Source organism: Pseudomonas sp. NLJ1 (assembly GCF_049486705.1).
Classification (GTDB): Bacteria; Pseudomonadota; Gammaproteobacteria; order Pseudomonadales; family Pseudomonadaceae; genus Aquipseudomonas; species Aquipseudomonas inefficax.
On record NZ_CP137735.1, the window covers coordinates 3,782,748 to 3,807,124 of the forward strand.

The window sequence follows — 24,377 nt, forward strand, 5'->3', positions numbered from 1 at the left end:
AGGAAGTTCGACGACGTGAACAACAACAAGCCCTTCCCACGCTTCCGCGCCCTGGCGCTGGCCTTGGCGGTCAGTGCCGTGGCTGTCAACAGCCAGGCCGCAGAGGCCGGCAGCACCATCCAGATCCAGGCCCAACCGTTGGCTTCAGCGCTGAACCAGCTTGGCCAGCAGACCAACCTGCAGCTGTTCTTCAGCCCCGAGCTGGTGGCCGGCAAGCAGGCCCCGGCGGTATCCGGCCAACTGGCGCCCGAACAGGCGCTACAGCAGTTGCTGCAAGGCAGCGGCCTGACCTACGAAATGTCCCAGGGCGCCGTGATGGTCAAGCCGGCCCAGGCCGATGGCACCCTCACCACCGGCAGCCTGGAGCTGGCACCCACCGACATCAAGGTGGTGGGTGACTGGCTGGGCGATGCCCAGCAGAGCGTGGTGCAGAACCACCCCGGCGCGCGTACCGTAGTGCGCCGCGAGGCGATGGTGGAGAAGGGCGCAATGAATGTGCGCGATGTGCTGCGCGGCATCCCGGGCGTGCAGGTGCAAGACTCCAACGGCACCGGCGGCAGCGACCTGTCGTTGAACGTGGGCGTTCGCGGCCTGACTTCGCGCCTGTCGCCACGCTCCACGGTGCTGATCGACGGCATCCCCGCCGCCTTCGCGCCCTATGGCCAGCCGCAGCTGTCGATGGCGCCGATTTCCTCGGGCAACCTCGACAGCATCGATGTGGTGCGTGGCGCCGGCTCCGTGCGCTATGGCCCACAGAACGTCGGCGGGGTGATCAACTTCGTTACCCGGGCGATCCCGGAGAAGGCCTCGGCCGAGCTGTCCACCACCCTGGAAACCTCCCAGCATGGTGGCTGGAAACACACCGAGTCGGCCTTCGTCGGCGGCACGGCGGATAACGGCATGGGCGTGGCGCTGCTGTACACCGGGGTGAATGGCAACGGTTACCGTGAAAGCAACAACGGCAACGACATCGACGATGTCATCCTCAAGACCCACTGGGCGCCGACCGACGTTGACGAGTTCTGGCTCAACTTCCATTACTACGATGGCCGTGCCGACATGCCCGGCGGGCTGACCCAGGCCCAGTACGACAGCAACCCGTACCAGTCGTTGCGCGACTACGACTACTTCGCCGGCCGGCGCAAGGATGTGTCGTTCAAATGGCAACGGCAGCTCGATGACGCCACCCAGTTCGAAGTGCTGACGTACTACACCGACAGCTTCCGTGGCAGCAGCATTGCCTCGCGCGACATGAAGACCTTGTCGTCGTACCCGCGCAATTACCACACGTTCGCCATCGAGCCACGGCTGTCGCGGATCTTCTTCGCCGGCCCGACCACTCAGGAGGTCAGCGTCGGTTATCGCTACCTGAAAGAAGCGATGCGCGAGCAGACGACCCGCCTGGCGCTGATCGACAACGTGCCAACGCCAACCCCGAGCTCCGACGGCCATGTGTTCCAGGACCGCAGTGGCGGTACCGAGGCCAGCGCCTACTACATCGACGACAAGATCGATGTGGGTAACTGGACCATCACCCCGGGCATCCGCTTCGAACACATCAACACCGACTGGCGCGACCGCCCGGTGCTCGGCGCCAACGGCCAGCCGGTGGCGGAGAAGAAGCGCAGCATTACCAGCAACGAGCCGCTGCCGGCGCTTAGCGTGATGTATCACATCTCCGATGCGTGGAAGGTGTTCGCCAATTACGAGACCTCGTTCGGCAGCCTGCAGTACTTTCAGCTGGGCCAGGGTGGTACTGGCAACAGCACGGCCAATGGCCTGGAGCCGGAAAAGGCCAAGACCTACGAGATCGGTACCCGCTATGACAATGGCGGCTTTGCCGGTGAGCTGACGGCGTTCTACATCGACTTCGATGACGAATTGCAGTACATCAGCAACGATGTCGGCTGGACCAACCTCGGCGCGACCAAGCACCAGGGTATCGAGGCCTCGGTACGCTATGACCTGGACGAGCTGGACCCGCGCCTGGAAGGGCTGTCGGTGAGCGGCGGCTACACCTATACCCGCGCTACTTATGAAGGGGACATTCCTGGCTTCAAGGGCCGTGACCTGCCGTTCTATTCACGCCAGGTGGCCACTGCCGGCGTACGTTACGCGGTCAACCACTGGACCTGGAACCTGGATGCCTACGCCCAATCCAAGCAGCGCGCGCCGGGTACCGGGATCAATGCCGATGGCAGTTTCAACGGTGACTACATCACCGAGCCGAGTGCCGATGGCCAGTATGGAGATATTCCGGGCTACGTGACCTGGCATGCGCGCGGCGGGTATGAGTTCGGGCCGCAGATGTCCAACCTGAAGCTGGCGGCGGGGGTGAAGAACCTGTTCGACAAGCAGTACTTCACCCGCTCCAGCGACAACAATGCCGGCATCTATGTGGGTGAGCCGCGGACCTTTTATGTGCAGGCCAGTGTAGGGTTCTGACACCGCGTCGCCTGCTTCGCGGGTGAACCCGCTCCCACAGGTACTGCGCAGGCCTTTAGTTTGCGCCGACCCTGTGGGAGCGGGTTTACCCGCGAAGAGGCCGGCTTAGGAAACCAGCGCCTCGGCCGGCGACACGATCGATGTCTTGGCCCCTCGCGAACGCCCCGAGCTCAGGTACGCCGCAATCGACTCCTGCGTCACCTCGCCCAAGAACACTTGCTCGGCATCCAGCACCGGCAGCCACGCCCGGTTGAACTCGTACATCCGCGACAACAGGATGCGCAAATGCTCATCATGCGCCGCCGTGGCATTGAACGGTCGCAGGAAGTCGCCACAGGTCCCTTGCTGGCGATGCATATCGCGCCGGCGCACGTAGCCCAGCGCCTTGTTCTGCGCATCGGTCACCACCACGTAGCGGCGGTCGTGCTCGTCCAGCAGCTCCAGCGCATCGCTTACCGGCGTCTGCGGGCTCACCGACGGCGCGTTGTCCGCGGCATCCTCCGCACGCACCAGCAGCAGGCGCTTGAGGGTGCTGTCCTGGCCGACGAAGTTGCTGACGAACTCATCCGCCGGGTGCGCCAGCAAGGTGTCCGGGTGGTCCAGCTGCAATAGCTTGCCGGCACGGAAGATGGCGATCTTGTCGCCCAGCTTGATCGCTTCGTCGATGTCATGGCTGACCATGATCACGGTCTTGTTCAAGGCCCGCTGCATCTCGAAGAACTCGTTCTGGATCATCTCGCGGTTGATCGGGTCGACCGCGCCGAACGGCTCGTCCATCAGCAGTACCGGCGCTTCTGCCGCCAAGGCGCGGATCACGCCGATACGCTGCTGCTGGCCACCGGACAGCTCGCGCGGGTAACGCTGCAGGTACTGCTTGGGCTCCAGCTTGATCATGTGCATCAGCTCGCGGGCGCGCTCACGGCACTTCTGTTTGTCCCAGCCGAGCAGGCGCGGCACCACGGTGATGTTCTCCTCGATGGTCATGTTGGGGAACAGGCCGATCTGCTGGATGACATAGCCGATATGCCGGCGCAGGGTGACTTCGTCCAGCCCGGTGGTGTCTTCGCCATTGATGAACACCTGGCCAGAAGTGGGGGTGATCAGGCGGTTGATCATTTTCAGGGTAGTGCTCTTGCCGCAGCCCGAGGGGCCGAGGAACACGCAGATTTCCCCTTCGTTGACGGTGAGGCTTACCGAGTCCACGGCTTTGACGTCCTTGCCGTTGACGTTGAAGGTTTTGCTGAGGTTCTTCAGTTCGATCATGAGCGCAGTCCTTCTGGAGTCAGGGCACGTTGCAGGGTTTGCAGGAGCAGGTCGGCGATGATCGCCAGCAGGCTGACCAGCACGGCGCCGACCAGCAGCATCGACATGTCGCTGCGGCTGATGGAGGTGAGGATGAGTACGCCCAGGCCGCCGGCGCCGATGGTGGCGGCGATGGTCATCACGCCGATGTTCATCACCACGGCGGTGCGCACGCCGGCAAGTATCACCGGCACGGCGATGGGCAGTTCGACCATGCGCAGGCGCTGGCCGAAGGTCATGCCAATGCCGCGCGCGGCTTCACGGATGCCGGGTTCGACGTTGGTCAGGGCCAGGTAGGTGTTGCGCATGATCGGCAGCAGCGAATACAGGAACACCGCGGTAATCGCGGGTAGCGGGCCAAGCCCTTGGCCGAACCTGGAGTAGAACGGCAGCAGCAGGCCGAACAGGGCGATGGAAGGGATGGTCAGCAGCACGGTGGCGCTGGCCTGCAGCGGGCCGGCGAATGCCGGGAAACGGGTCATGAGGATGCCCAGCGGCACCCCGACCAGAATCGCCAGGCCCACGGCGACGCCCACCAGCATGATGTGCTGCCAGGTCAGTTGCAGCACCTGGGCCCAGTCCAGGTGGTTGAAAGTATCGATCAGGTTCATGGCTGGCCCTCGCTGTTCAGTGGGTGCTCACGCAGGAAGGTGGCGGCCACGGCAGTCGGGTTCTGGTGCTCGACATCGACCTTCGCGTTGAGCTGGCGCATGGTTGCGTCATCCAGCTGCTCGGCCAGTGGCTTGAGCAGGCCGGCCAGCTGCGGGTTGGCCTCGAGCACGGCTTTGCGCACCACCGGCGCGGCGGTGTAGTCGGGGAAGTAGTGCTTGTCGTCCTCCAGCAGCTTGAGGTCGAAGGCGTTCAGGCGGCCGTCGGTGGTGTACACCAGCCCGGCGAAAACCTGGTTGTTGCGCATCGCGGTGTACACCAGGCCACCGTCCATCTGGCGGATGTTGCGGCGGTCCAATGGCAGGCCGTACATCTCGCGCAGGCCGACCAGGCCATCGGGGCGGTTGGCGAACTCGGTATCCAGCGCCACCAGGTGGGTGTGCTGGCTTTCGGCTTGCAGTACCTCGTTGAGGTCGCTGATGGTGTTGACCTGTGGATAGGCCTCGGCCACTTGTTTGGGCAAGCCCAGCGCGTAAGTGTTGCTGAACTTCGACGGGGTCAGCCAGATCAGGTCCTTCTTCGCATCCAGCGCCTTCACCTTGGCGAAGGTGGCCTCGGCACTGGGCATGCGCTCGTCGATATGGTTGTACGACACCAGCGACACGCCGGTGTATTCCCACATCAGGTCGAGCTGGCCGGTTTCCTGGGCCTGGCGCGCGATATTGCTGCCAAGGCCGGTGGTGACGCGCACGTCATAGCCATTGGCGCGCAGGTATTGGGCGGTGATTTCGGCGAGTACGGTCTGTTCGGTGAACACCCGCGCGCCGATGCGGATCAGCGGTTTGTCCGCTGCCTGGGCAAATCCTGCGAACAGCAGGGCCGCGCCCAGCAGCAAGGCGATTCTCTTGTTCATACGTTCCCTATCTTTATTGGGCCAGGCCACGTTCCAGCCAGCGCTTGCTGGAGAAACTCACCGCCGCGTCCAGCGCCAGCGCCAGCAGGGCGGTGCAGGCGGCCCCCAGCAGCAGCTGTGGCTGGTTGTTCAGGGCGATGCCGGGGAAGATCAGGCTGCCCAGGCTGTTGGCGCCAATCAGGAACGCCAGGGGGGCGGTGCCGACGTTCAGCGCCAGGGCCACGCGCACACCGCCAACGATGATCGGCACGGCGTTGGGCAGTTCCACCTGCCACAGTTGCTGGCGCGGGGTCATGCCTATGCCGGTGGCGGCTTCCTTGAGCGAGGCGGGGACGTTTTTCAGGCCCTCGTAGGTGTTGCGCACGATGGGCAGGAGGGAGGCGAGGAACAGCGCGAAGATCGCGGGCCCGGCGCCGATGCCCAGGATACTCAGGGCGATGGCCAGAACGGCCAGGGGAGGGATGGTGTTACCAACGTTGAAGAACTGCATGAAACGCTCGGCTTTGTCGACCCGGTGCGGTCGACTCAAGGCAATGCCGGCAGGGATGCCCACGGCCAGCGCCGCCGCCATCGAAGCCAGCACCAGTACCAGGTGCGCTTGCAGGTAGAACCCAAGATCGTCGCGATAACGCGCGATCGTGTCGATGCCGATCCAATGGACCAGCAGGGCCAGGATGACGAGCACGGCGGCCCATCCCAACAGCCCTTTTCCGTAGCGTTTAGCCACAGGCGGACTCCTTGTGTAGTCGGCGAGCACACTTCTTGGTTGCCGACCAGTCCTGGCGGCGGGTGGTGTGTTCGCGAGTAGCAGCGTGACGCACGCCGAAGGCTGCGATCAGGCCATGAGCCGAACCCCGTCGGGCCCGAAAATGCTGATGAAAACAGCTCCCCAACCGAAGCGGGTTGCAGAGGAGTGGACGTCTCCGTGGGCGTAAAGGTTCCCATCTGGGGCGGCATTTGGCCAGCGTTAATCACTGCCCTTGCGGAAATTTGACGAGAAAAAACAGTGGCTTGATGCGCTGTAGGCGTTGAAACAACTGCCCTGTGGCCATTTGTCGTGATAAAGCGATTGCCTGGCGAACTTGTGGTGTCTGGACGGGCCCTTTCGCGGGTAAACCCGCTCCCACAGTGACCGCACCGCATTCGATACCTGTGCAGTACCTGTGGGAGCGGGTTTACCCGCGAAAGGGCCGGTACAGGCACCACGCATTCCTCAGGTTTTGGTCCCGGGCCCAACTTCAGGTATGATATCGCCCCTTTTTAATCCCCCAAGTCAGGCGATTTCCCATGACCAACCAGGCCGCCGAAGTCGCGAAGCGCCGCACTTTCGCAATCATTTCCCACCCCGACGCCGGTAAGACCACCATCACCGAGAAGCTGTTGCTGATGGGCAAGGCCATTGCTGTCGCCGGTACCGTGAAGTCGCGCAAGTCCGACCGCCACGCCACCTCCGACTGGATGGAAATGGAGAAGCAGCGCGGCATCTCCATCACCACCTCGGTGATGCAGTTCCCGTACCGCGAGCACATGATCAACCTGCTCGACACCCCCGGCCACGAAGACTTCTCGGAAGACACCTACCGCACCCTGACCGCGGTGGACTCGGCGCTGATGGTGCTCGACGGCGGTAAAGGTGTAGAGCCACGTACCATCGCCCTGATGGACGTGTGCCGCCTGCGCGACACGCCGATCGTCAGCTTCATCAACAAGCTCGACCGTGACATCCGCGACCCGATCGAACTGCTGGACGAGATCGAAGCGGTGCTGAAGATCAAGGCCGCGCCGATCACCTGGCCGATCGGCTGCTACCGCGACTTCAAGGGCGTGTACCACCTGACCGGTGACTACATCGTGGTGTACACCCCGGGCCACGGCCACGAGCGCACCGAAGCCAAGATCATCCAGAAGCTGGACTCGGACGAAGCCCGTGCCCACCTGGGCGACCAGTACGATTCGTTCGTCGAGCAGCTGGAGCTGGTGCAGGGTGCCTGCCACGAGTTCAACCAGGATGAGTTCATCAACGGTCAGCTGACCCCGGTGTTCTTCGGTACCGCGCTGGGCAACTTCGGTGTCGACCATGTGCTTGACGCCGTCGTCGACTGGGCGCCGCGCCCGCTGGGCCGTGTTGCCCACGAGCGCACCGTGGAGCCTGTGGAAGAGAAGTTCACCGGTTTCGTGTTCAAGATCCAGGCGAACATGGACCCGAAACACCGTGACCGCATCGCCTTCATGCGCATCTGCTCGGGCAAGTACGAGAAGGGCATGAAGATGCGCCACGTGCGGATCAACAAGGACCTGCGTATCGGTGATGCGCTGACCTTCTTCTCCTCCGAGCGTGAGCAACTGGAAGAGGCCTATGCCGGCGACATCATCGGCCTGCACAACCACGGCACCATCCAGATCGGCGACACCTTCACCGAAGGCGAGGCGCTGGGCTTCACCGGTATCCCGCACTTTGCCCCGGAGCTGTTCCGCCGCGTACGCCTGAAGGACCCGTTGAAATCCAAGCAGCTGCGCCAGGGCCTGCAACAGCTGGCCGAAGAAGGTGCTACCCAGGTGTTCTTCCCCGAGCGCAGCAACGACATCATCCTCGGTGCAGTCGGTGTGCTGCAGTTCGACGTGGTCGCCAGCCGCCTGAAGGAAGAATACAAGGTCGAGTGCGCCTACGAGCCGATCACTGTATGGTCGGCCCGCTGGATCGGCTGTGACGACAAGAAGAAGCTCGAGGAATTCCAGAACAAGGCCATGGAGAACCTGGCCATCGACGGTGGCGGGCACCTGACCTACCTGGCGCCGACCCGCGTCAACCTGTCGCTGATGGAAGAGCGCTGGCCGGACATCAAGTTCCGCGCTACCCGCGAGCATCACTGATCTCGGGAGCTTGCTCCTGATTTCCAGGGCCTGCTCCTGGCTTCGAGAGTCTGCTACTGACCCTGTGGGAGCGGGTTTACCCGCGAATGCGATGTAGAATTCACCGACGCATTCGCGGGTGAACCCGCTCCCACAGGGGTCACGTTACGGCCGCATTCAATTCCCTGCCTTGATACTGGTCCAGATCCGCGTCCGAATACGGTCGATCTTGGCCGGCATTGCCTCCAGCGCATACAGCTTGCCCATCACTTCCTCGCTCGGGTAAATCATCGAGTTGCCCTTCATCGCCGGGTCAACCAGCGTGTCCGCCTTCAGGTTGCCGTTTGCGTACTGCACATGGTTGCTGATATTGGCCATCACCTCCGGCTGCAGCAGGTAGTTCATGTAGGCATACCCGGCCTTCTCGTCCGGTGCATCGGCCGGCATTGCCACCATGTCGAACCACATCGGCGCACCTTCCTTCGGGATCGAATACCCCACCTTCACGCCGTTGTTCGCTTCTTCGGCACGATTCTTCGCCTGCAACACATCCCCGGAGAAACCGACCACTACCCAGATATCGCCGTTGGCCAGATCGCCGGTGTACTTCGATGAGTGGAAGTAGCTGATGTATGGCCGCACCTGCATCAGCAGCGCCTTGGCCTTGTCGTAGTCCGCCGGGTTCTGGCTGTGGTGCGGCAGGCCCAGGTAATGCAGGGCGATCGGCAACAGTTCGGGGCCGTTGTCCAGCACGGCGACGCCGCAGCTTTTCAGCTTGCTCATGTACTCAGGCTTGAAGATCAGGTCCCATGAGTCCAGCGGCGCGTGGTCACCGAGCACCGCCTTGACCTTGTCGACGTTGTAACCGATGCCGGTACTGCCCCACAGGTACGGGAAGCCGTAATGGTTGCCCGGGTCGTTCACCTCCAGCGCCTTGAGCAGCACCGGGTTGAGGTTGTGCCAGTTGGGCAGCTGCGATCTGTCCAGGCGTTTCAGTGCCTTGCCCTGTATCTGCCGGGCCATGAAGTGGTTGGACGGAAACACCACGTCATAGCCGGAGTTGCCGGTCATCAGCTTGCCGTCGAGGGTTTCGTTGCTGTCGTAAACGTCGTAGGTGGGCACGATACCGCTGGCTTGCTGGAAGTTCTTCAGTGTGTCTGGGGCAACGTAGCTGGACCAGTTGTAGATCTTCACCGTTTCGGCGGCGCCGGCCACGCTGGCGGCCAACATCAGGGGGGCGAGAAGGAGCGTGCGCATGTCGGGGTTACCTTGCTTTGTCTGTTGTTATCGAAGGCAGGCGATCAGCGGATCAGAAAATAAGCACGTAGGTCTTGCGCACGGTCTCCTGGATATCCCAGGTGCCGGTGCTGTTGGCCGGTAGCATCAGTGCGTCTCCGGCTTCTATTGACAGGGGCTCGCCACCGTCCGGGGTGAAGGTGCAGCGCCCCTTGATGAAATGGCAGAACTCCTGCTGCACGATCTGCCGCCGCCAGCGCCCGGGGGTGCACTCCCAGATGCCGGTTTCGACGCCGTCGTTGCGCTCCACGCAGGTGACCGAGGTGATCGCCACGGGCTCGCAGAGTGGTACCGCAACGGGGTTGGAGCTATCGAGCACGGCGCTGTCGGTGTTCTTGAAATGGGTGATGCTCATGACCGGTAAATCCTGTGTCGGGAAAAGGGAAGTCAGTGCATGAAGCCTTCCATGAAGTCTGCGAGATTGCTGGCAAGGCGCCGCCTCCAAGGCGCACTTGCGGGGTTGGCGAGGGTCCGGTCCTCGTGGACGAAGCTCTGGATGATTGCGTTGTAGCCCAGCCAGCGGCAGGGCTCGGGTGGCCAACTGGCCAGGCTTGAAAGCGGGCGGTTGTCGAGCACCCAGGGTTGCGCGGTCAGTTCGTTGTGCTGGTTGAGGATCAGCGCCGCCAGGGTGCGCCCGCCCAGGTTGGTGGCGCCGACGCCTTCACCCCCGTACCCGCCCGCCAGGGCGATGCCGCGTTGACGGTCACAGAGCATGTGTGGGTGGAAGCGCCGCGCCATGCCCAGGTTGCCGCCCCAGGAATGGGTGATACGCACGTGCTTCAGCTGCGGGAACAGTTCGCTGAACAGGTAGCGGCGCAGTTGTATTTCCTGTTCGTCGAGGTTGAAGTTTTCGCGCAGGCGGCCACCGAAGCGGTAACCGCCACGGGCGCCGAATACCAGGCGGTTGTCGGCGGTACGCTGGCCGTAGGTGACCTGGCGGCTGCTTTCGCTGAACGCCTGGCCCTGGTTCAGGCCGATCTGGTCCCAGGTAGACTCTGGCAGTGGTTCGGTGGCCACCAGCAGGCTCTGGACCGGCAGCTGATGTTTGCCCAATGGCGGCAGGCTGGCGGCGTAGCCCTCCACGGCGGGTACCATCCATTGGCAACGGATGCGCGCCAACGGCGTACGCACCTCACCCGGCTGCCAGTCGATGGCTGGGGTGTTTTCGTAGATGGGTACGCCCAGCGCTTCTACAGCCCGGGCCAGGCCACGCGCCAGCTTGGCGGGTTGGATGGTCGCGGTGTGCGGGCTGTAGATGGCGCCATAGGCATTGCTGACTCGCAGTTGCGCGTCCAGCTGCTCGGGGCGTAGCCAGCGGTAGTCGTCCTCGCTCATGCCCTGACGGTAAAGATCGTCGAGGTAGGCGCGCAGGCTGCGCTCCTGTTCCGGGTAACGCGCGGCGCAGTACAGCACGCCGCCTTTGCGGTAGTCGCAGTCGATGCCTTCGCGTTGCAGCACGCTGTGCACTTCATCGGGTATGCCGTGCAGCAGGTCGATGCTGGCACGGCGTTGCTGCGGCGACAGGCTGGCCAACAGGCGGTCTTCGCCGAGCAGGTTGCCCATCAGCCAGCCGCCGTTGCGCCCCGAGGCACCAAAGCCGGCGATGTTGGCGTCGATCATGGCGATGTTCAGTTGCGGCGCCTGGCGCTTGAGGTAGTAGGCGGTCCACAGGCCGGTATAGCCAGCGCCGATGATGCACACATCCGCTACCAGGTCTTCACGCAGGGCCGGGCGGGTGCACAGTGGCTCTTCGAGCTGGTCCATCCACAGGCTGAGCGTGCGCAGGGGTTGCATCGGGTTCGGCTCCACATCCGTCAAGGTCTGTGGGCGATGCTAGTGGTGTCGGCAGGCGGCTGTCCTACGTGCGTGCACGCAGGGAAATTTGCTTCAGGTACGCCTTGGGCGTGAGCCCGGTATGTTCGCGGAAGCACTTGTAGAACGCCGACAGCGAGTTGAAACCGGCATTGAACGCCAGCTCGTCGATGGTGGCCTCGACGCTGTCGTCATCGAGGCTGGCCATCAGGTGCTGAAGGCGGGCCTGGTTGACGTAGCGGTAAAAGCTCTGCCCGAGCACCTGGTTGAGCAGGTAGGAGATCTGGTTGCGGCTGTAGCCACTGGCGTCGGCCACCTGCTGCAGGTCCAGCTCCGGGTCCAGGTAGGGGCGCTGACGCTGGAAGTAGTGTTCCAGGTCCTGGGCCATGGTCGATAGCTGTCGGGGAGACAGGCCCAGGCGGCTGGTCGCCGGGCGTGGGCCACTGCTGGTATGGCCACTGCCGTTCTGGCGAACCAGTGTGGCGTATTCGTTGACCCGCCAGATCAGGCCGTCCTTGACGGTGATCGCCTCACTGGACTGGAACGCCACCAGGCCATCGCCGCCCTGCACCGTGACCTGATACTGGATGAACGCGGTACAGCCATCGACGCGGATACGGTCGCTGTGGACGATGTCCTCGCCGGCTTCATGGGGCAGGCAGGCGCGTACATAGTCGCGCAGTTCCTGGTAGCCGAGCACGCGGTTCTGGAAGAAGTCGTGGTACTGGATGTCGGGATGGTAGAGCGCAATGACGCCGTCGAGGTCGCGGTGCTTCCAGCACAGGTGGTAGCGCAGCACGGTGTCGGCGGTGAGCGGAGCCTGCTCGGGGCCGTCGGGGAGGGTGGTGGCGGTCATGCGCCTGATAGTGCATTGCAGAACACCCAGCTGCAAGTGGGCGGATCCGGCATCTTGCACGGTTTTGCCAAGCGGCTTGGGAGGTAAGCTGTTGATTCGGCTGAGTATGATTTTTTGTCAGGGGTGGCATGGCGAGTGCACCGGTCTGTTCACCATCGAACAAGGAGAAAGGCCATGCGCTCGATACTGCTGTGGATGATCGGGGTGCCGATTCCGGTGATTATCCTGATCTGGTTCTTCATGCATTGAAAAAGCCGGGGCCGCTGTGCGGCCCTTCGCGGGTAAACCCGCTCCCACAGGGACCGCACAGATTTGAACACTGTGGAGAACCTGTGGGAGCGGGTTTACCCGCGAAGAAGTTCACGCCGCTCTAGAGAAACTGCTCCGCATAGTGACAAGCCACCTGCCGGGTACTCACCTGCCTGAGCGCCGGCACCTCCTTGGCACACCGTTCGGTCGCGTACGGGCAGCGCTTGTGAAACGCACATCCATCCGGCGGGTTCAGCGGGTTGGGCAACTCCCCGGCAATACGAATCTTCGGCTTCAGCGGATCAGGATGAATCGCCGGTGTCGCCGACAGCAGCGCCTGGGTATACGGGTGCAGCGGCTTCTCGTAGATATCTTCTTTCGGCCCCATCTCCGCCGGCCGCCCCAAATACATCACCAGCACCTGATCAGCCACATGCCGCACCACCGCCAGGTTGTGCGAGATGAACACATAAGCCGTGTTGAACTCCTTCTGCAAATCCATGAACAGGTTCAACACCTGGGCCTGGATCGACACATCCAGCGCCGAGGTCGGCTCGTCCGCCACCAGTACCTTGGGTTGCAGCATCATCGCCCGCGCCAGTGCGATACGCTGGCGCTGGCCACCGGAGAACATGTGCGGGTAGCGCTGGTAATGCTCGGGGCGCAGGCCGACCTGTTCCATCATCTTCTGCACCTTTTCACGCCGCTCGGCCTTGCTCAGCGAGGTGTTGATCAGCAGCGGCTCGGCCAGCTGGTCACCAATCTTCTGCCGTGGGTTGAGCGAGGCGTAGGGGCTCTGGAACACCATCTGCACGTCGCGGCGCAGTTGCTTGCGCTCGCTCTTGCTGGCGCCTTTCACTTCGGTGCCGGCAATTTGCAGCGAGCCGGACGACGGCTCTTCGATCAGGGTCAGGGCGCGGGCCAGGGTCGACTTGCCGCAGCCGGACTCGCCGACCACGGCCAGGGTCTTGCCGGCCTCAAGCTCGAACGACACGCCATTCAGCGCGCGGACCAGGGCATGGCCCTTGAACAGCCCGCGAGAGACTTCGTAATGCCGGGTCAGCTCCCGGGCGGATAGAACGACGGCCATCACGCCACCTCCTGGTTCAGCGGGTAGAAGCAACGCACCAGGCCATGGGCCTGCGGATCGAGGGGCGGGCGCTGGCGCCGGCAGTTGTCCTGCACGTACGGGCAGCGCGGTGACAGCAGGCAACCCACGGGGCGGTCGTAGCGGCCGGGGACGATGCCGGGCAGGGTGGCCAGGCGTTCGGCACCGATGCTGTGCTCGGGGATGGCCGCCAGCAACGCTTCGCTGTAGGGGTGGGCGGGCACATCGAACAGCTCCGGCACCTGGCCCACTTCCACGGCCTGGCCGGCGTACATCACGCACACCCGCCTGGCCGTTTCGGCGACCACGGCGAGGTCGTGGGTGATCAGGATGAGCGCCATGTTGCGCTCCTTCTGCAGGTTGACCAGCAGCTCCATGATCTGCGCCTGGATGGTCACATCCAGCGCAGTGGTGGGTTCGTCGGCTATCAGCAGCTTGGGCTCGCCGGCAATCGCCATGGCAATCGCCACGCGCTGGCTCATGCCGCCGGACAGCTGGTGCGGGTAGGCGTCCAGGCGGCTTTCCGCAGCCGGGATCTCGACCTTCTTCAGCAGCTCCAGGGCACGCTGGCGCGCGGCCTTGCCCTTCAGGCCCAGGTGCTGGCGCAGCACTTCCTCGATCTGGTAACCCACGGTGTAGCTGGGGTTGAGCGCGGTCATCGGGTCCTGGAAGACCATGGCGATGTCCTTGCCCACCACTTTGCGTCGCTGGCGACCGCTGAGCTTGAGCATGTCGGTGCCATCGAAGGTGAGCGAGTCGGCGGTGATGCGCCCGGGCGCATCGATCAGGCCCATCAGGGCCATCATGGTCACGGACTTGCCCGAGCCGGATTCGCCGACGATGGCCAGGATCTCGCCGGCCTCCACCGTCAGGTCCAGGCCATCGACCACCGGTACCGCATTGGCGTCGCCGAAGCGCACGTTCAGGTTGTTGATCTGCAACAGTGACATGGCGTTCTCCTCAGGCGGCGTTCTTGAGTTTCGGGTCCAGCGCATCGCGCAGGCCGTCGCCCATCAGGTTGATTGCCAGCACACTGAGCAGAATGGTCAGGCCGGGCAGGCTCACCACCCACCAGGCGCGCTCGATGTAGTCGCGGGCCGAAGCCAGCATGGTGCCCCACTCCGGGGTCGGCGGCTGTACGCCAAGGCCAAGGAAGCCCAGGGCGGCGGCGTCGAGGATGGCCGAAGAGAAGCTGAGGGTGGCCTGCACGATCAGCGGTGCCATGCAGTTGGGCAGCACGGTGACGAACATCAGCCGTGGCAGCCCGGCACCGGCCAGGCGTGCGGCGGTTACGTAGTCGCGGTTCAGCTCGCCCATCACGGCGGCGCGGGTCAGGCGCACGTAGGATGGCAGTGACACGATGGCGATGGCGATCACGGTATTGATCAGGCCTGGGCCGAGGATGGCGACGATGGCCACCGCCAGCAGCAGCGAGGGCAAGGCCAGCATCACGTCCATCAGGCGCATGATCGACGGGCCGAGCAGTTGTGGGAAGAAACCGGCCAGCAGGCCCAGCAGGATGCCAGGAATCAGCGACATCACCACCGACGACAGGCCGATCAGCAGCGACAGCCGCGCGCCCTGGATCAGCCGCGAAAGCAGGTCGCGGCCCAGCTCGTCGGTGCCGAGGATGAACTGCCAGCTGCCGCCTTCGAGCCACACCGGCGGGGTCAGCAGGAACTCGCGGTACTGCTCGCTCGGGTCGTGCGGGGCCACCCACGGCGCGAACAGTGCGCAGAACACCACCAGGCACATGAAGGCCAGGCCCATCACCGCGCCTTTGTTGCGGGCGAAGGCTTGCCAGAATTCTTTGTATGGCGAGGGGTAGAGCAGGCTTTGGTCCACCGGGCTGACCGGTGTGACGGATTTCGGAATCGGGCTAGTCATGGCGGGGGCCTCAGCGCTGATGACGGATGCGTGGGTTGGCCAGGCCGTAGAGGATATCCACGACGAAGTTGACCAGGATCACCAGGCAGGCGATCAACAGGATGCCGTTCTGGACCACGGGGTAGTCACGGGCACCGATGGCTTCGATCAGCCACTTGCCGATGCCCGGCCAGGAAAAGATGGTTTCGGTCAGCACCGCGCCGGCCAGCAACGTGCCGACCTGCAGGCCGAATACGGTCAGTACCGGGATCAGTGCGTTGCGCAGGCCATGCACGAACACCACGCGGGCCGGCGACAGGCCTTTGGCGCGGGCGGTGCGGATGTAGTCCTCGCGCAGTACTTCGAGCATCGACGAGCGAGTCATGCGGGCAATCACCGCCAGCGGGATGGTGCCGAGCACGATGGCTGGCAGGATAAGGTGCATCACCGCGTCCTTGAACGCGCCTTCCTCGTCGCTGAGCAGGGTGTCTATGAGCATGAAGCCGGTCTTCGGCTCGATGTCGTAGAGCAGGTCGATGCGCCCGGATACCGGGGTCCAGCCCAGGCTTACCGAGAAGAACATGATCAGGATCAGGCCCCACCAGAAGATCGGCATCGAATAACCGGCCAGGGAAATGCCCATCACCCCGTGGTCGAACAGCGAACCGCGCTTGAGCGCGGCGATCACCCCGGCCAGCAGGCCGACGATGCCGGCAAACAGCAGGGCGGCGAAGGCCAGTTCGAGGGTGGCCGGGAACAGGGTGAGGAACTCGCTCCACACGCTTTCGCGGGTGCGCAGCGATTCACCGAGGTCACCCTGGGCCAGCTTGCCGACGTAGTCCAGGTACTGGACCGGTAGCGGCTTGTTCAGGCCAAGGCGCTCCATGGCCTGGGCATGCATTTCGGGGTCGACCCTGCGCTCGCCCATCATCACTTCCACCGGGTCGCCGGGGATCAGGCGTATGAGCGCGAAGGTCAGCAAGGTGATACCGAAAAAGGTCGGTATCAGCAGGCCAAGGCGCCGGGCAATAAAGCTCAACATTGTCGGGGTTACCTCATCAGGCCGTGGGGCGATCAGCCCGCTACGGTGGTGCCGCCGGTTCCCGTGTGGGGTGCCGGCGGTCGTTGTTGTTCTACTTCACCTTGGTGGTGGCGAAGTTGTTGTTGGTCAGAGGGTTGACTACGTAGCCCTCCACGTTGTCACGCATGGCCGTGAACACCTTCGGGTGAGCCATGCTGATCCAGGGTTGGTCGTCATCGTACACCTTCAATGCCTCGCTATAGAGCCTTGCGCGCTCGTCGTTGTCGATCACTTCGCGGGCTCGGCTGATCAGTTCCTGGAACTTAGGGTTGCACCAGCGCGCATAGTTCTCGCCGTTCTTGGCCGCCTCGCAACTGAGCAGCGGGCTGAGGAAGTTGTCCGGGTCGCCGTTGTCACCTGCCCAGCCAGTGGACACCAGGTCGGCTTCGCCCTTCTTGGCCCGGCGCAGCATTTCGGCCCACTCCATCACGCGGATATCCAGCTTCAGGCCTATCTGCTTCAGGTCGGCTTGCAGCATCTCGGCGGACAAGCGCGGGTTGGGGTTGGTCGGGCCGCCACCGTTGCGGGTGAACAGGGTGATCACTGTGCCTTCCGGCACCCCGGCTTCCTTGAGCAGTTCACGGGCCTTGGCCAGGTCGCGGGGCGGGTTCCTGTTCTCTCCGTTGTAGCCGATCATGCTCGGCGGGTACGGGTTCACCCCCACCTGAGCGTTACCTTTGCCAAACAGCTGGTCGACATGGGTCTGGCGGTCGAAGGCCATGTTGATGGCTTTGCGCACACGCACATCGCTCAGGTACTTGTGCTGGGTGTTCATCGAGATGTAGCCGGTGACCAGCGCTTCGGTCTCGGCAACCTTTAGCGTGGGGTCTGCCTTGATCGACGGCACATCCTCCGGCTTGGGGTACAACGCGACCTGGCATTCATTGGCGCGAAGCTTCTGCAAGCGCACATTGCTGTCGGTGGCGATGGCGAATATCAGGGCGTCGGCTGGTGGCTTGCCGCGGAAGTAGTCCGGGTTGGGTTTGAAGCGGACCTGGGCGTCTTTGTTATAGCGCTGGAAGATGAACGGGCCGGTGCCGATCGGTTTGCTGTTCAGCTCGGCGGTCTTGCCGGCCTTGAGCAACTGGTCGCCGTATTCGGCGGAGTAGATCGAGGTGAAGCCCATGGCCATGTCCCGCAGGAACGGTGCCTCGGGGCGGGTGAGGGTGATCACTACGGTGTGATCGTCGGTCTTGTCCACCGACTTGAGCAGGCTCTTGAAGGCCATGCTTTCGAAGTACGGGTAGCCGACACTGGTCTTGTCGTGCCATGGGTGCGCCGGATCGAGCTGGCGGCGCAGGCTCCACAGCACATCATCGGCGTTGAATTCGCGAGTGGGCTTGAAGTAGTCGGTGCTGTGGAACTTCACTCCCCGGCGGAGGTGGAAGGTATAGGTCAGTCCGTCCGGCGAGATGTCCCAGCCTTCGGCCAGCGCCGGCTGGACGTCGGTGGTACCAGGCTTGAAGTCGACCAGGCGGTTGAACAGCGTTTCGGAAGCGGCATCGAAGGTGACAGCTGTTGTGTACTGGACAACGTCGAACCCTTCCGGGCTGGCCTCGGTGCACACCACCAGCGGTTTGGCTGCCAGCTGCGTGGCGCCGCCCAGAAGCAGCGCGGTCAGGACCAGGCGCAGTGGACGCGATTTCATGAAAGCTCTCTGCATGGGTTGTAACTCCCTGCTTGCATTGATTCCAGCGTAGCCGCCACGGCCCGCAGCGAAGCAGGCCGTGGCGCCGGCGGTCAGAGAATGTTGAATGGAATGGTGGTAACCACCCGGAACTCGTCCAGGCTGCCATCGCCCTGGGCCTTGCTGGCGCGGTGCGCGGTGTAGGTGGCACGGATGCTGGTGTCTTTCAGCGGCCCACTCTGCACCGCATAACTGGTACCGAAGCCCCACTCGTAATGGGTTTCGCCATCCAGGCCGTTCACGTCATAGGCGGTACCGCGGTAATGGGTACCATCGATGCCCCAGCCGCGGGCGTTGTACAAGTTGAACTTCAGGCCCGGCACGCCGTACGGCGCCATGTTCAGCACGTAGGAAATCTGCAGCGATTTCTCGTTGGGTCCGTTGAAGTCCGACAGCAGCGAGTTGGCCAGGTAGATGCCGTTGGTTTCGTGCAGGTAGTCGAAGTACTCGTTGCCGTTGACCTGCTGCCAGGAGGCGCTGAGGGTGTGGGCCTGGTGGGTCAGGCCGAACGACAGGCTGTAGGTGTCGTTGTCGATCTCGCCCATCTTCTTGCTGCCGGCGTCGACGGTCTTGTAGTAGTTCAGGCCGGTGCTCAGGCTGAGCACCGCGCTGTCGCCGAGCACATGATTGGCGCCGAAGTAGTACTGGTTCCAGAAGTCGTCGACCTTGGTGGCGTACAGGCTGGTGCTCAGGCTCTTGAACGGCTGGTAGTTGATGCCGGCGGTGCTGGCGCGGTCGGTTTCCACGCCAGTGGCACTGTACTCGGTGCGGAACTTGCTGAGGCTCTGTTCGGTACGTGGCGAGACCCGGTCGAAAGTGCCCAGATCGAGGCTCAGGTTGTCGAATTCGGCACTGTGCAGGAATGCGCCCTGGAAGCTCGAGGGCAGGGCGCGGTTGCCGATGTAGGCGATCATCGGCGTGTCCACGGACTGGCGGCCGACGGTGAGGGTGGTGTTGGACACGCGCGCCTTGACGTTGGCAAGGCCCATCTTGCTCCACTGGCCGACCGGGTCGCCGTCGCTGTGGGTCAGGGTGCGGTTGTTGGGCCCTGCGATCGCTTCGCGGCTCTGCTGCAGGGCGATGGCGTTGTAGCCGGCGGCTTCGACGGCGAAACCGACGGTGCCCTGGGTGAAACCGGAGCTGTAGTTGAGGATGGTGCCCTGCACCCAGTTCTCGCGGCTGTGGGTGTCGTGGCGGGTGCCGTCGCTCTTGTAGTACTTCCACAGCGGGGCGCGTGCGGCGCGCTCGCGGGCGTACCAGTTGCGGGTGCTGCCGGACAGGCTCTGGCCGTCGACGAAGCCGCTGGCCTGCTCCTGCTCGCTGCTGCCTTTGAGGGTGATGGGCACGTAGTCCTGGCTTTGCGGGTCGGCCTGGGCCACGGTGGATAAGGCACTGATGGATAAAGCCAGTGCGGTCAAGGTGAATAGTCTCAAGGTTAAAGCTCCCTTTCTGTTCTTCTAGTTATTGCCTGGCCTTGTGGGCCGGGCTTCCTGCTGCGGTGTTGCCAGGGTTGCCCGGGGTCGCCGGGCAGAATCGGGGCGTTGTGTTGGCTGTGCCGGCCCTTTCGCGGGTAAACCCGCTCCCACAGGTGCACCACAGGTTTCGGCATGTGCGCCGTACCTGTGGGAGCGGGTTTACCCGCGAAGAGGCCCTTGAGGGCTAAAGATCAATCAACACTCACACCGGAAAAATCATTGCGCCCGAACGGGCTGACCTTGAACTCGGAAACCTTGACGCTGAGCGGTTGGTTGACCGTGGAGTGCGCCACCGGGGTAATCGGCACCTGTTGCTTGAGCCGCTGCTGGGCCTGCTGGTACAGGGCGGTGCGCTGCGTGCGGTCGGTGACTTGCTTGGCCTGCTTGACCAGGCTGTCGTACTGCCCATCGCACCACAGCGAGTAGTTGTTGCTGCCGATGGCATCGCAGTTGTAGAGGGTGCCCAGCCAGTTGTCCGGGTCGCCGTTGTCCCCGGTCCAGCCGATCAGGGCGATATCGTGCTCGCCGCTTTTCATGCGCTTGAGGTACTCGCCCCATTCGTAGCTGACAATGCGCACCTTGAAGCCGAGCTTGCTCCAGTCGGCCTGGAGCATTTCCGCCATCAGCTTGGCGTTGGGGTTGTACGGGCGCTGCACCGGCATGGCCCACAGGGTGATCTCGGTGCCCGGCTTGACCCCGGCCTGCTGCAGTAGCTGTTTGGCCTTTTCCGGGTCGAAGGGCGCGTCCTTGAGGCTGTCGTCATAGGACCACTGGGTCGGCGGCATGGCGTTCACTGCCAGCTGGCCGGAATCCTGGTACACAGCCTTGATGATCGCCTGCTTGTTCACTGCCATGTCCATCGCCTGGCGCACTTCCAGGCGGTCGAACGGTGGGTGCTGGGTGTTGTAGGCGATGTAGCCGAGATTGAATCCAGGTTGCTGCAGCACCTGCAGTTTGCTGTCGGCCTTGAGCGCCGGCAGGTCGGCGGGGCGCGGGTGCAGGGTGACCTGGCATTCGTTGCGACGCAGCTTCTGGATGCGCACCGAAGGGTCGATGTTGATCGAGAACACCAGGTTGTCGATCTTCACATCCTGCGGTGACCAATAGGCCTTGTTGCCCTTGTAGCGGATCTGCGAGTCCTTCTGATAACGCTGGAACACGAACGGGCCGGTACCGATCGGTTGCTGGTTGATGTCGCTGGGGCGCCCGCTGGCCATCAGCTGTTCGGCGTACTCGGCAGAGAGGATGGAAGCGAAGCTCATGGCCAGGTTCTGGATGAACGCGGCATCGACGCTGTTCAGGGTGAACACCACGGTCAGTGGATCGGTCTTTTCGACACGGGCGATGTTCTTGTCCAGGCCCATGCTGATGAAATAGGGGAACTCGGTCGGGTAGGCCTGGCGGAACGGGTGGTTCTTGTCGAGCATGCGGTTGAAGGTGAACAGCACGTCGTCGGCGTTGAAGTCGCGGCTTGGTGCAAAGGCGTTGTTGCTGTGGAATTTCACCCCTTCGCGCAGGTGGAAGGTGTAGCGCAGGCCATCCTCGGACACTTCCCAGCGGGTCGCCAGGGCAGGGTGCACGGCGGTGCCGCCGCGTTCGAACTCGACCAGGCGGTTGTAGAGCGGTTCGGCGGCGTCGTTGTCGGTGGCGCTGGTGTACTGGGCGGTGTCGAAGCCGGCCGGGCTGCCTTCGGAGCAGAACACCAGGTTTTTGGCCAGCAGGGCCGGCGATTGGCTGATCAGGCCCAGGGCCAGCAGGGCGGAAAGGCGGGTGGTATGGCGCATGGAAAGTCCTTTTACGTCTGTTTGCGCCGCCTCGGGGTACGAATGGCGGCAACAGGTCGCCGACCCCGCTGCGGATGGCCGCGGGACGACATGAAGGGGTGCGAGGTTGGCGGGGCACCCGCCGCTCGGCGGGTGCCTTGGCTAGCCTATTTGTCCACGCTGACGCCGTAGAAGGAGTTCAGCGCGAACGGGCTGATCTTGAAGTCCTTCACCTTGGCGCTCATGGGCTGGTACACGGTGGAGTGGGCGATCGGGGTGATCGGCACCTGCTCCTTGAGGATGTGCTGTGCCTGCTGGTACAGCTCGGTGCGCTTGGTCTGGTCGGAGGTGGCCTTGGCCTGCTTGATCAGGTCGTCGTAGGGCTTGTAGCACCACTTGGAGAAGTTGTTGCCATTCATGGCGTCGCAGCCATACAGGGTGCCCAGCCAGTTGTCCGGGTCACCGTTGTCACCGCTCCAGCCAATCAGCATGGCGCCCTGTTCGCCGCTTTTGGAGCGCTTGATGTATTCGCCCCATTCATAGCTGACGATCTTCGCCTTGATGCCGACCTTGGCCCAGTCAGACTGCAGCATCTCGGCCATCAGCTTGGCATTGGGGTTGTACGGGCGTTGCACCGGCATCGCCCACAGGGTGATTTCAGTACCTTCCTTGACGCCGGCTTCCTTGAGCAGCTGCTTGGCTTTTTCAGGGTCGAACGAGGCGTCCTTGATGCTGTCGTCATAGGACCACTGGGTTGGCGGCATGGCGTTGACCGCCAGCTGGCCGGCACCCTGATAGACCGACTCGATGATCTTTTTCTTGTCCACGGCCATGTCCAGCGCCTCGCGGACTTTCAGCTGGGCCAGCGGGTTGGCCTCGTTGCTGCCCTTGACCTTGTCCATCACGTTGTAGGCGATGTAGCCGAGGTTGAAGCCGGCTTGCTGCGGCATCTGCAGCTTGGGGTCCTGCTTCAGCGGCTGGATGTCGGCCGGGCGCGGGAACAGGGTGACCTGGCACTCGTTCTTCTTCAGCTTCTGCATGCGCACCGAGGCGTCGGTGGTGATGGCGAAGATCAGGTTGTCGATCTTCACGTCATCGGGTTGCCAGTAGTCCTTGTTGCCCTTGAAGCGGATCTGCGCGTCCTTCTGGTACTTGCTGAACACGAACGGGCCAGTGCCGATCGGCTTCTGGTTGATGTCGGCGGCCTTGCCTTCCTTGAGCAGCTGGTCGGCGTATTCGGCGGACTGGATCGAGGCGAAGCTCATGGCCAGGTTCTGGATGAACGCGGCGTCGACTTCATTGAGGGTGAACTTGACCGTGTGTTCGTCGAGCTTTTCCAGCTTGGCGATGTTCTTGTCCATGCCCATGTCGGTGAAGTACGGGAACTCGGTGGGGTAGGCCTGGCGGAACGGGTGGTTCTTGTCGAGCATGCGGTTGAAGGTGAACAGCACGTCGTCGGCGTTGAAGGGGCGGGTGGGCTTGAAGTAGTCGGTGGTGTGGAACTTGACCCCTTCGCGAAGGTGGAAGGTGTAGGTCTTTCCGTCGTCGGAGACTTCCCACTTGGTCGCCAGGCCGGGGATGACTGCAGTGCCGCCGCGTTCGAACTGGGTCAGACGGTTGAACACGGTCTCGGCCGAGGCGTCAAAGTCAGTTCCTGTGGTGTATTGCCCCGGGTCGAAGCCGGCCGGGCTGCCTTCGGAGCAGAACACCAGGTTGGACGCGGCGAGGGCCGACGGTGCGGCGGAGAGCAAGCCTGCGCCTAGCAGGAACGGAATGACTGCGTGTTTGAGCATGGTGGCCTCATTGTTGTCATTTTTCGATTGAGGTGGCCTCGTGAGCCGACCTGCGGATACTTATGCAGGGGCTGTTCCCAATGCAATACGGGGAAGGATGATTGGCGCCAGAAAAGTGGTACGCGCGTACATGAATGTCGCATTGCTATAACTTTCAACGAAGTTGAACGTTTGCGCAGGCAAAATGATGGCTTTTTGCGGGAAATTTCGAGGCGGGGTTAGTGTAGGAAGCGCCTTTTTGGTGCGTAGGAAACTTCCGAAAATCCTAATTTGACGGACAACTGGATTCGCAAGCGATCCGCGTACCCTGTGGGAGCGGCTTTAGCCGCGAAGAATCCAACGCGGTGCATGGCACCGGCTGCGCCGGTGTTCGCGGCTAAAGCCGCTCCCACAGGGTCCCTGCTAATTCAATGAGTTATGTGCCGTTCCATGAGAGCGGGAAAGCCCGCTCCCACAGGTATTTCGTGGATCTAAGGCATCTGCACTTCGATCAGGCCATCGGCATTCATGCTCACTTCACTGGTCCCGGCCTCGATATCCGGCGCCGGTGCCGACTCATCAGCCCCCATGGCCTTCATCGCCATCGGCGCACTGCGCAGGTACGGGCGTGGGTAACCGCTGCTGTTCAGGTTCAGGCTGACCACTTTGTAGCCCTTGCCACCCAGCGCCTCGGTAGCCAGTTGCGCGCGCGCCTTGAAGGCATCCACCGCATCCTTGAGCAGTGCATCCTCGCTGGCCTTGCGCGTGGCCGGGGCGATGGAGAAGTCCATGCCACCCATCTTCAGCTCTTGCAGCAGGTCGGCGGTCAGCTGCGAGAGGGCCGGGAAGTTGGCGCTTTCCAGGCGCAACTCGGCGCGCTCGCGCCAGCCGGTGATCTTCTGGCCCTTGCTGTCATATACCGGGTAGCTGTTGCGGCTGCCCTGGCTGATCTTCACGTCCTTGACCTGGCGCGACTGCTGTACGGCCTTGTTCATGGTTTCGGTGATCTGTTTGGCGAGCTTGCCCGGGTCGGTGTTCTGCGCTTCGCTGTACAGGGTAACGACCATCAGGTCGCGCGCCACTTCCTTGCTGACTTCGGCACGCAGCGAGACCTGGTTGTAGCGCGGCTCATCGGCAGCCAGTGCCGGCAGGCTGGCGAGCAGGCCGCAGGACAGGATCAGGGCGGTGCCGCGACGTGGGATTTGCATGTGGTACTCCTTGGCAATATAAGGCGTGGGTTGTGGTCATCCATTCCACGCATGGCCCATCAGACCGGCAACAGTGTAGTGGGTT

At 63.0% G+C, this 24,377-nt stretch carries 19 protein-coding genes; 2 read left to right on the forward strand and 17 right to left on the reverse strand.

Going from position 1 to position 24,377, the window contains the following annotated elements; genetic code table 11:
• Positions 1–15 precede the first annotated feature (15 nt).
• The gene (locus tag R9B85_RS17155; RefSeq protein WP_215520302.1) at positions 16–2,445 is read left to right on the forward strand and encodes a TonB-dependent siderophore receptor; all 2,430 of its coding nucleotides are present in this window, start codon (positions 16–18) and stop codon (positions 2,443–2,445) included.
• A 105-nt stretch (positions 2,446–2,550) separates the two neighbouring features.
• Here the strand turns inward: R9B85_RS17155 and R9B85_RS17160 are convergent, their stop codons facing one another.
• The 4 genes from R9B85_RS17160 to R9B85_RS17175 are packed head-to-tail and all read right to left on the reverse strand — an operon-like array spanning position 2,551 to position 5,996.
• Positions 2,551–3,708, reverse strand: coding sequence for a betaine/proline/choline family ABC transporter ATP-binding protein (locus tag R9B85_RS17160; protein ID WP_207877710.1), 1,158 nt, complete (start codon positions 3,706–3,708; stop codon positions 2,551–2,553).
• Positions 3,705–4,358: an ABC transporter permease gene (locus R9B85_RS17165; RefSeq protein WP_112250725.1), complete on the reverse strand. Its 654-nt coding sequence runs from the start codon at positions 4,356–4,358 to the stop codon at positions 3,705–3,707. Before R9B85_RS17165 ends, R9B85_RS17160 begins: the two co-directional genes overlap by 4 nt.
• Positions 4,355–5,269, reverse strand: a complete 915-nt coding sequence (locus R9B85_RS17170; RefSeq protein WP_252378816.1) for a glycine betaine ABC transporter substrate-binding protein — start codon at positions 5,267–5,269, stop codon at positions 4,355–4,357. The genes R9B85_RS17165 and R9B85_RS17170 overlap by 4 nt, the downstream gene beginning before the upstream one ends.
• A 13-nt stretch (positions 5,270–5,282) precedes the next feature.
• Positions 5,283–5,996, reverse strand: coding sequence for an ABC transporter permease (locus R9B85_RS17175; protein ID WP_133970422.1), 714 nt, complete (start codon positions 5,994–5,996; stop codon positions 5,283–5,285).
• Between the two features lie 560 nt (positions 5,997–6,556).
• Between R9B85_RS17175 and R9B85_RS17180 the strand changes: the two genes are divergently transcribed.
• Positions 6,557–8,140, forward strand: coding sequence for a peptide chain release factor 3 (locus R9B85_RS17180; RefSeq protein WP_133970421.1), 1,584 nt, complete (start codon positions 6,557–6,559; stop codon positions 8,138–8,140).
• Between the two features lie 156 nt (positions 8,141–8,296).
• Here R9B85_RS17180 and R9B85_RS17185 read toward each other — a convergent pair whose 3' ends face one another.
• From R9B85_RS17185 to R9B85_RS17245, 13 genes are all read right to left on the reverse strand, one after another.
• Positions 8,297–9,376 (reverse strand): polyamine ABC transporter substrate-binding protein, encoded by a 1,080-nt coding sequence (locus tag R9B85_RS17185; protein WP_423770394.1) that lies wholly within the window; start codon positions 9,374–9,376, stop codon positions 8,297–8,299.
• A 52-nt stretch (positions 9,377–9,428) separates the two neighbouring features.
• Complete coding sequence (locus R9B85_RS17190) at positions 9,429–9,770, reverse strand: cupin domain-containing protein (protein WP_112250733.1); 342 nt, start codon at positions 9,768–9,770, stop codon at positions 9,429–9,431.
• 32 nt (positions 9,771–9,802) lie between these two features.
• On the reverse strand, positions 9,803–11,209 hold the full coding sequence (locus R9B85_RS17195; RefSeq protein ID WP_207877707.1) for an NAD(P)/FAD-dependent oxidoreductase: 1,407 nt from the start codon (positions 11,207–11,209) through the stop codon (positions 9,803–9,805).
• Between the two features lie 64 nt (positions 11,210–11,273).
• Entirely contained in the window at positions 11,274–12,083 is an 810-nt protein-coding gene (locus R9B85_RS17200; RefSeq protein ID WP_207877705.1) for an AraC family transcriptional regulator, read from the reverse strand.
• A gap of 370 nt (positions 12,084–12,453) precedes the next feature.
• Positions 12,454–13,422, reverse strand: coding sequence for a peptide ABC transporter ATP-binding protein (locus R9B85_RS17205; RefSeq protein WP_112250739.1), 969 nt, complete (start codon positions 13,420–13,422; stop codon positions 12,454–12,456).
• On the reverse strand, positions 13,422–14,390 hold the full coding sequence (locus R9B85_RS17210) for an ABC transporter ATP-binding protein (protein ID WP_003257886.1): 969 nt from the start codon (positions 14,388–14,390) through the stop codon (positions 13,422–13,424). The genes R9B85_RS17205 and R9B85_RS17210 overlap by 1 nt, the downstream gene beginning before the upstream one ends.
• 10 nt (positions 14,391–14,400) lie before the next feature.
• The gene (locus tag R9B85_RS17215; protein WP_025337799.1) at positions 14,401–15,327 is read right to left on the reverse strand and encodes an ABC transporter permease subunit; all 927 of its coding nucleotides are present in this window, start codon (positions 15,325–15,327) and stop codon (positions 14,401–14,403) included.
• A 10-nt stretch (positions 15,328–15,337) separates the two neighbouring features.
• Positions 15,338–16,348: an ABC transporter permease subunit gene (locus tag R9B85_RS17220; RefSeq protein ID WP_012316108.1), complete on the reverse strand. Its 1,011-nt coding sequence runs from the start codon at positions 16,346–16,348 to the stop codon at positions 15,338–15,340.
• Positions 16,349–16,439: 91 nt separating this feature from the next.
• Positions 16,440–18,050 carry an ABC transporter substrate-binding protein gene (locus tag R9B85_RS17225; protein ID WP_252378817.1) on the reverse strand — a complete coding sequence of 537 codons (1,611 nt, stop codon included), beginning with the start codon at positions 18,048–18,050 and terminating at the stop codon, positions 16,440–16,442.
• A 77-nt stretch (positions 18,051–18,127) separates the two neighbouring features.
• Complete coding sequence (locus tag R9B85_RS17230; protein WP_112250743.1) at positions 18,128–19,507, reverse strand: OprD family porin; 1,380 nt, start codon at positions 19,505–19,507, stop codon at positions 18,128–18,130.
• A 233-nt stretch (positions 19,508–19,740) separates the two neighbouring features.
• Positions 19,741–21,333 carry an ABC transporter substrate-binding protein gene (locus tag R9B85_RS17235; protein WP_423770395.1) on the reverse strand — a complete coding sequence of 531 codons (1,593 nt, stop codon included), beginning with the start codon at positions 21,331–21,333 and terminating at the stop codon, positions 19,741–19,743.
• Between the two features lie 146 nt (positions 21,334–21,479).
• Positions 21,480–23,105 carry an ABC transporter substrate-binding protein gene (locus R9B85_RS17240; protein WP_423770396.1) on the reverse strand — a complete coding sequence of 542 codons (1,626 nt, stop codon included), beginning with the start codon at positions 23,103–23,105 and terminating at the stop codon, positions 21,480–21,482.
• Positions 23,106–23,575: 470 nt separating this feature from the next.
• A complete protein-coding gene (locus tag R9B85_RS17245) occupies positions 23,576–24,292 on the reverse strand; it encodes an SIMPL domain-containing protein (protein WP_015269044.1) in 717 nt (238 codons plus the stop codon).
• Between the last annotated feature and the right edge of the window lie 85 nt (positions 24,293–24,377).

Bases quoted from the DNA above. Each gene is read 5' to 3' on its own strand.
- R9B85_RS17160 (WP_207877710.1), bottom strand. From the start codon at position 3,708: ATGATCGAACTGAAGAACCTCAGCAAAACCTTCAACGTCAACGGCAAG.
- R9B85_RS17165 (WP_112250725.1), bottom strand. From the start codon at position 4,358: ATGAACCTGATCGATACTTTCAACCACCTGGACTGGGCCCAGGTGCTG.
- R9B85_RS17170 (WP_252378816.1), bottom strand. From the start codon at position 5,269: ATGAACAAGAGAATCGCCTTGCTGCTGGGCGCGGCCCTGCTGTTCGCA.
- R9B85_RS17180 (WP_133970421.1), top strand. From the start codon at position 6,557: ATGACCAACCAGGCCGCCGAAGTCGCGAAGCGCCGCACTTTCGCAATC.
- R9B85_RS17185 (WP_423770394.1), bottom strand. From the start codon at position 9,376: ATGCGCACGCTCCTTCTCGCCCCCCTGATGTTGGCCGCCAGCGTGGCC.
- R9B85_RS17190 (WP_112250733.1), bottom strand. From the start codon at position 9,770: ATGAGCATCACCCATTTCAAGAACACCGACAGCGCCGTGCTCGATAGC.
- R9B85_RS17195 (WP_207877707.1), bottom strand. From the start codon at position 11,209: ATGCAACCCCTGCGCACGCTCAGCCTGTGGATGGACCAGCTCGAAGAG.
- R9B85_RS17200 (WP_207877705.1), bottom strand. From the start codon at position 12,083: ATGACCGCCACCACCCTCCCCGACGGCCCCGAGCAGGCTCCGCTCACC.
- R9B85_RS17205 (WP_112250739.1), bottom strand. From the start codon at position 13,422: ATGGCCGTCGTTCTATCCGCCCGGGAGCTGACCCGGCATTACGAAGTC.
- R9B85_RS17210 (WP_003257886.1), bottom strand. From the start codon at position 14,390: ATGTCACTGTTGCAGATCAACAACCTGAACGTGCGCTTCGGCGACGCC.
- R9B85_RS17215 (WP_025337799.1), bottom strand. From the start codon at position 15,327: ATGACTAGCCCGATTCCGAAATCCGTCACACCGGTCAGCCCGGTGGAC.
- R9B85_RS17220 (WP_012316108.1), bottom strand. From the start codon at position 16,348: ATGTTGAGCTTTATTGCCCGGCGCCTTGGCCTGCTGATACCGACCTTT.
- R9B85_RS17225 (WP_252378817.1), bottom strand. From the start codon at position 18,050: ATGCAGAGAGCTTTCATGAAATCGCGTCCACTGCGCCTGGTCCTGACC.
- R9B85_RS17235 (WP_423770395.1), bottom strand. From the start codon at position 21,333: ATGCGCCATACCACCCGCCTTTCCGCCCTGCTGGCCCTGGGCCTGATC.
- R9B85_RS17240 (WP_423770396.1), bottom strand. From the start codon at position 23,105: ATGCTCAAACACGCAGTCATTCCGTTCCTGCTAGGCGCAGGCTTGCTC.
- R9B85_RS17245 (WP_015269044.1), bottom strand. From the start codon at position 24,292: ATGCAAATCCCACGTCGCGGCACCGCCCTGATCCTGTCCTGCGGCCTG.